We start from the raw sequence: 5,348 nt of genomic DNA, 5'->3' as shown, positions 1-5,348 counted from the left end.
AGATATAAAGCGAATTCTGTGCCAACTTTATTACAATGGTGAAAATGGCGCTGTGATGCGCCCTGCGGTGAGACGACGGCTGCACCAGCGTGGATGGAATGCACCAAAATAGTGCCGTCAGTTTAGGGGCAAGCACTTAAATGGTGCAAAGCGCCATCAAAGTGCAGCTTAATGCACCGTTATTGGTGCTAAAAACGCGCACTGCGAGAATCTTTCGGCGAAAACTGTGATCATGTTCAGTCTTTCGCTTAATCCGTGTACAATACCGCGTTATTTCTATAATGCCTGAGGCAAAGCTGTGATCGAAAATTTGCGTAACATCGCCATCATCGCGCACGTTGACCATGGTAAGACCACCCTGGTTGACAAACTCTTACAACAGTCCGGTACTTTTGATGCCCGTACCGAAGCGACTGAGCGCGTAATGGACTCCAACGATTTGGAGAAAGAGCGTGGGATTACCATCCTCGCAAAAAACACCGCCATCAAATGGAACGACTACCGTATCAACATCGTTGATACCCCAGGACACGCCGACTTCGGTGGTGAAGTGGAGCGCGTTATGTCCATGGTGGATTCGGTGCTGCTGGTTGTAGATGCGATGGATGGCCCTATGCCGCAAACCCGCTTCGTAACCAAAAAAGCCTTTGCTCATGGTTTGAAGCCGATTGTAGTCATCAACAAAGTTGACCGTCCGGGCGCGCGTCCTGATTGGGTTGTTGATCAGGTGTTTGACCTGTTCGTTAACCTCGACGCGACTGACGAGCAGCTGGACTTCCCTATCATTTATGCGTCAGCGCTGAATGGTATCGCCGGTCTGGATCACAACGACATGGCAGACGACATGACCCCGCTGTACCAGGCGATTGTGGATCGTGTTTCTCCACCACAGGTTGAAGTTGAAGCCCCACTGCAGATGCAGATCTCGCAGCTGGACTACAACAACTACCTGGGCGTTATCGGCATTGGCCGCATCAAGCGCGGTAAAATCAAGCCGAACCAGCAAGTCACTATCATTGATAGCGAAGGCAAAACCCGTAACGGTAAAGTCGGTAAAGTACTGGGCCACCTGGGCCTGGAACGTATCGAAAGCGCCGAAGCTGAAGCTGGCGATATCATCGCGGTAACCGGTCTGGGCGAGCTGAACATCTCGGACACCATCTGTGATACGCAGAAGGTTGAAGCGTTGCCAGCACTGAGCGTCGATGAACCAACCGTAACCATGTTCTTTAACGTCAACACCTCACCTTTCTGCGGTAAAGAAGGTAAGTACGTGACTTCGCGCCAGATTCTGGAGCGTCTGAACAAAGAGCTGGTGCACAACGTGGCACTGCGCGTTGAAGAAACCGAAGATTCAGATGCGTTCCGCGTTTCTGGTCGTGGTGAGCTGCACTTGTCTGTTCTGATCGAGAACATGCGTCGTGAAGGTTTCGAGCTGGCGGTATCCCGTCCGAAAGTTATCTTCCGTGAGCATGAAGGCCGCAAGCAGGAGCCATTCGAAAACGTGACCCTCGACATCGAAGAAACCCACCAGGGTTCTGTGATGCAGGCGATGGGTGAGCGTAAAGGCGATCTGAAAAACATGGATCCAGATGGCAAAGGCCGTGTACGTCTCGACTACATGATCCCAAGCCGTGGCCTGATCGGCTTCCGTAACGAATTCATGACCATGACTTCAGGCACTGGCCTGCTGTACTCCACCTTCAGCCACTACGACGATGTGCGTCCAGGCGAAGTGGGCCAGCGTCAGAACGGTGTACTGATCTCTAACGGCCAGGGTAAAGCAGTCGCATTCGCACTGTTCAGCCTGCAGGATCGCGGTAAGCTGTTCCTGGGTCACGGTGCTGAGGTTTATGAAGGCCAGATCATCGGTATTCACAGCCGTTCTAACGACCTGACAGTTAACTGCCTGACCGGTAAGAAACTGACCAACATGCGTGCGTCAGGTACTGACGAAGCTACCACCCTGGTACCACCGCAGAAAATGACGCTGGAGCAGGCTATCGAGTTCATCGATGACGACGAACTGGTAGAAGTGACGCCGCAGTCAGTACGTATTCGTAAACGCCACCTGACCGAGAACGATCGCAAACGCGCGTCTCGCGGCAGCAAAGAGTAAGCGAAATCGTCTGATAATGAGCCCCGCACCCGCGGGGCTTTTTTTTGCCTGCCGTCTGAGGCAGCGCAACCCGCACGAAATCAGACCCCGCCTGCGGAATGCGGATTTCCCTAAGCGTACCTGTTCAGGCTTGCCTTTTACCGCTAGAGTGAATGATCCAGGGAACGTAGAGGAGAGGTGTCATGCTGTACATCTTTGATTTAGGCAATGTGATTGTTGATATCGATTTCAATCGGGTACTCGGCGTCTGGAGCGATCTGGGACGCGTGCCGCTTGCCACGCTGCAAAGCCGTTTTCGCATGGACGAGACCTTTGAGCAGCACGAGCGGGGCGAAATCAGCGACCCGGAGTTTGCCGCGCGGCTGTGTGACCAGCTCGATATTGCGCTGAGCTATCCGCAGTTCACTGCCGGCTGGCAGGCGGTGTTTATTGGCGTGCGCCCGGAAACGCTGGCGATCATGAACCAGCTGCGCGCCAGCGGCGAACGCGTGGTGATTCTGTCCAACACCAACCAGCTGCATTTCGAGTTCTGGCCAACGCAGTATCCGGAAGTGCAGCAGGCTGCCGACCACATCTATATGTCGCAGGATATTGGCATGCGCAAACCGGAAGCGCGCATCTGGCACTACGTGCTGGAACACGAAGGCTTCACTGCCGATCAGGCCGTATTTTTCGATGATAACCAGGCGAACATTGATGCGGCGCGCGCGCTGGGCATTGAGAGCGTGCTGGTGGAAGACGCGAAAACCGTGCCTGACTGGTTCGCGAGCCGTCGCTGAGTGACCATGCGAACTCATCTGCGCCACTCGGCGCATGCGTTTTTCCTGTGGATCAAGCTGCTGTGGCGCCGCATTGATGAAGACAACATGACCACGCAGGCCGGTAACCTGGCCTACGTGTCACTGCTGGCGCTGGTGCCGCTGATCGCCGTGGTGTTTGCACTGTTTGCCGCGTTCCCTGTGTTCTCTGACATCAGCGTGCAGCTGAAGAACTTCATCTTCACTAACTTCATGCCGGCCGCCGGTGACGTGATTCAGCGCTATCTCGATCAGTTTGTCGCCAACGTCAATAAAATGACGGCGGTGGGAGCGGTCGGGCTGATTGTCACGGCGCTGCTGCTGATGCATTCGGTCGACAGCGCGCTTAACGCCATCTGGCGCAGCGACAAGCCGCGCCCGATGGTTTACTCCTTTGCGGTGTACTGGATGATCCTGACGCTGGGACCGCTGCTGGCCGGTGCCAGTCTGGCTATCAGCTCCTATCTGCTGTCGCTGCGCTGGGTGAACGTGACCGGCGTCACCAGCCTGATCGATCAGGCGCTGCGCATCTTCCCGCTGGTTTTGTCGATTCTCGCCTTCTGGCTGCTATACAGCATTGTGCCGACGCGGCGCGTGCCGGGACGCGATGCGTTGATAGGTGCGGTGGTCGCGGGTCTGCTGTTCGAGCTGGGCAAAAAAGGCTTTGCGCTCTATGTTACGATGTTTCCTTCGTATCAGTTAATTTACGGCGTGCTGGCGGTGATCCCCATCCTGTTTCTGTGGGTTTACTGGACCTGGTGTATTGTGTTGTTAGGCGCGGAAGTGACCGTCACGCTGGATGACTATCGCCAGTTAAAACAGCAGGAACGCGATAAAGAACGAGAGGAAACATGATTGCTTTGATTCAGCGTGTGACGCGCGCCAGCGTCAGCGTGGATAACGCCACGGTGGGCGAAATTGGCGCCGGTCTGCTGGTGCTGCTGGGGGTGGAAAAGGGCGATGATGAGCAGAAATCACAGCGCCTGGCGGAGAAAGTGCTGGGCTACCGCATTTTTGGCGATGAGAACGACAAAATGAATCTCAGCGTACAGCAGACAGGCGGTAGCGTGCTGGTGGTTTCGCAATTCACCCTGGCGGCCGACACGCAAAAAGGCATGCGTCCCTCTTTCTCTGGCGGCGCGCATCCAGCGGAAGCCGAGCGCCTCTATCACGACTTCAGCGATCGCTGCCGGGCGCTGGGCGTCACCACCGCCAACGGGCGCTTCGCCGCCAATATGCAGGTTTCACTAATTAACGATGGTCCGGTGACCTTCTGGTTACAGGTGTGAGATTTTTAGCCGAGCGGCAAGGGATCAGCCACGCAAGCTCCGAACGAGAGAATCACTTTATGTATCATCTTCGCGTACCGCAAACGGCGGAAGAGCTGGATATGTATTACCAGTTCCGCTGGGAAATGTTACGGAAGCCGCTGCGCCAGCCGCAGGGCTCAGAACGTGATGCCTGGGATGCGCTGGCGCATCACCAGATGGTGGTGGATGAGCACGGCAAACCGGTAGCGGTAGGCCGGCTGTATATCAATGCGGAAAATGAAGCGGCGATCCGCTTTCTGGCGGTGCATCCGTCGGTGCAGGGCAAAGGGCTGGGTACGCTGGTGGCGATGACGCTGGAGTCGGTGGCGCGCCAGGAAGGGGCCAAACGCGTCACCTGTAGCGCGCGCGAGGATGCGGTGGAGTTCTTTGCCAAGCTCGGCTTTGTTAATCAGGGCGAAATTACCGCACCGCAAACCACGCCGGTGCGTCACTTCCTGATGATTAAACCGGTGGTGACGCTGGATGATATTCTGCATCGCGCCGACTGGTGTGGACAGCTGCAGCAGGCGTGGTACGAACACATCCCGCTGAGCGAAAAGATGGGCGTGCGCATTCTGCAGTATACCGGGCAGAAGTTTGTTACCACCATGCCGGAAGCCGGCAACCAGAACCCGCATCACACGCTGTTTGCCGGCAGCCTGTTTTCACTCGCCACGCTCACCGGCTGGGGGTTGATCTGGCTGCTGCTGCGCGAACGCCATCTCGGCGGCACCATCATTCTGGCCGATGCGCATATTCGCTACAGCAAACCCATCAGCGGACGGCCCGGCGCCATCGCCGATCTCGGCTCGCTGAGCGGCGATCTCGACCGGCTGGCGCGCGGACGAAAAGCACGCGTACAGATGGAGGTGGAGCTGTTTGGGGATGATGAGCTGGGCGCGGTGTTTGAAGGTGTTTACATCGTGTTACCCGCCGATCCCGACGGACCGCTGGAAGAGGGCGGTTCAGGCGCGCGTATTAATTAACCACGCAGCGCGCAGCCACAAAATTAATCCGATTACCCCGGTGCGCATGAATGCGCACCCTGGAAAAACGGTGCATTGATTTTGTAGATACCGTCTTGCCGGTTACCTGGCAAGACATATTTCGGCATCGAACGGA

At 56.1% G+C, this 5,348-nt stretch carries 5 protein-coding genes; all 5 read left to right on the top strand.

The features are described 5' to 3' along the window. Positions 1–298: 298 nt before the first annotated feature. The 5 genes from typA (at position 299) to fabY (ending at position 5,212) form a co-directional block, all read left to right on the top strand. Positions 299–2,119: a ribosome-dependent GTPase TypA gene (typA, locus tag QMM04_RS20705; RefSeq protein WP_282996904.1), complete on the top strand. Its 1,821-nt coding sequence runs from the start codon at positions 299–301 to the stop codon at positions 2,117–2,119. Between the two features lie 182 nt (positions 2,120–2,301). Further along, positions 2,302–2,898: a glucose-1-phosphatase gene (gene yihX, locus QMM04_RS20700; RefSeq protein ID WP_282996903.1), complete on the top strand. Its 597-nt coding sequence runs from the start codon at positions 2,302–2,304 to the stop codon at positions 2,896–2,898. A 6-nt stretch (positions 2,899–2,904) separates the two neighbouring features. After that, positions 2,905–3,771 (top strand): virulence factor BrkB family protein, encoded by an 867-nt coding sequence (locus tag QMM04_RS20695; RefSeq protein ID WP_021507114.1) that lies wholly within the window; start codon positions 2,905–2,907, stop codon positions 3,769–3,771. After that, a complete protein-coding gene (gene dtd / locus QMM04_RS20690; protein WP_021507113.1) occupies positions 3,768–4,205 on the top strand; it encodes a D-aminoacyl-tRNA deacylase in 438 nt (145 codons plus the stop codon). Before QMM04_RS20695 ends, dtd begins: the two co-directional genes overlap by 4 nt. A 59-nt stretch (positions 4,206–4,264) precedes the next feature. Continuing rightward, positions 4,265–5,212: a fatty acid biosynthesis protein FabY gene (fabY, locus tag QMM04_RS20685; protein ID WP_021507112.1), complete on the top strand. Its 948-nt coding sequence runs from the start codon at positions 4,265–4,267 to the stop codon at positions 5,210–5,212. Positions 5,213–5,348 lie beyond the last annotated feature (136 nt).

The organism is Pantoea sp. Pa-EAmG, assembly GCF_030024295.1.
Taxonomy (GTDB): Bacteria; Pseudomonadota; Gammaproteobacteria; order Enterobacterales; family Enterobacteriaceae; genus Pantoea; species Pantoea dispersa.
The sequence above is the reverse complement of the archived record's forward strand: the minus strand, read 5'-3'. Positions and strand labels throughout refer to the sequence as shown.